We start from the raw sequence: 1,353 nt of genomic DNA, 5'->3' as shown, positions 1-1,353 counted from the left end.
AAGCCCGAGCCCCCATCGACTGCGGCAACCCGGGAACCACGGCGCGCCTGCTCATGGGCGTGCTCGCGCCGTGGGACGTACCCGTGGAGATCACGGGCGACGAGTCGCTCCAGCGCCGCCCCATGCGCCGCATCACCGCGCCGCTCATGAAGATGGGCGCGCGCTTCGAGCCCGGCGGCCGCGAGACGCTGCCCATAACCGAGGTGGGCACGCGCGACCTGCGCGCTATCACCTATGATGCTCCCATGGCGTCGGCCCAGCTCAAAACAGCCGTGCTGCTGGCGGGCGTCTACGCGCGCGGCACGACCACCTTGAACGAGCCCGCCCCGTCGCGCAACCACACCGAGCTCATGCTGCCCGAGTTCGGCGTGCCCACCACAGCAGCCGACCGCACGGCCAGCGTGACCGGCCCCCGCGTGCTCCAGGCCGCCGAGGTGCGCGTTCCGGGCGACCCGTCCTCGGCCGCGTTCCTCGTGTGCGCCGCGGTGCTCAAGCCCGGCAGCTCTCTCCAGGTGGAGAACGTGAGCCTGAACACGGCGCGCATCGGCTTCACCCGCACGCTCGAGCGCATGGGCGCCGACGTGTCGGTGCGCCATGCGGGCGCGGCGGGCAAGGAGCCCTACGGGATGATAGCGGCGTGCCACACCCCGAGCCTCCATGGCTGCGAGGTGCCGGCCGAGAAGATCGCGGGCATCGTCGACGAGGTTCCGGTGCTCGCGCTCGTGGCGGCGCACGCCCGCGGCGTGACGGTGTTCCGCGAGGTGGGCGAGCTGCGCGTGAAGGAGACGGACCGCCTGGCGGCCGTCGTGGAGGGCCTCGGCCAGCTGGGCGTGGAGGCCTACATCGACGGCAACGACCTCTACGTGGAGGGCCAGCCCGGCCTGCGCGCCCCTGCGGGCCTCGTGTTCGACTCCCACGGCGACCACCGCCTTGCCATGACGTGGGCGCTCGTGGGCCTCACGGGCGGGGTTCCCGTAGAAGTGAAGAACTTCGACTCCGTCAAGATCAGCTATCCCCGGTTCCTGGACGATATCGAAAGGTTGGCTCGATGATCATCGCCATTGACGGCCCCAGCGGGGCCGGAAAGTCCACGGTCGCGAAGGCCGTGGCGAAGAAGCTCGGCTTCTCCTGCCTCGACACGGGCGCCATGTACCGTGCCGTGGCGTGGCGCGCCCTGCAGGACGGCGTGCCGTTCGACGACGACGCGGCGCTCGGGCAGCTGGCCCGTATGCACGACATCGCGTTCGGGCACGAGCCGGGCGACCCGGCCCCCAAAAGCGTGTCCATCGGCGGCGAGGACGTCACGCGCGCCATCCGCACGGCCGAGATCGACCGCGCCGTGAGCCCCGTGTC

Annotated in this window: 2 protein-coding genes; both read left to right on the top strand. The window is 71.5% G+C overall.

All coding sequences use genetic code 11. The features are described from left to right. The coding region (locus GPA_RS10425) for a 3-phosphoshikimate 1-carboxyvinyltransferase (RefSeq protein WP_083809072.1) at positions 1–1,052 on the top strand (1,052 nt) is incomplete at its 5' end. Next, positions 1,049–1,353 (top strand): (d)CMP kinase (locus GPA_RS10420; protein WP_041240392.1); only part of this gene is annotated, 305 nt, incomplete at its 3' end. The genes GPA_RS10425 and GPA_RS10420, both read left to right, overlap by 4 nt.

This window comes from Gordonibacter pamelaeae 7-10-1-b, from assembly GCF_000210055.1.
Lineage (GTDB): Bacteria > Actinomycetota > Coriobacteriia > Coriobacteriales > Eggerthellaceae > Gordonibacter > Gordonibacter pamelaeae.
This window is presented reverse-complemented; position numbering and strand designations above follow the sequence as displayed.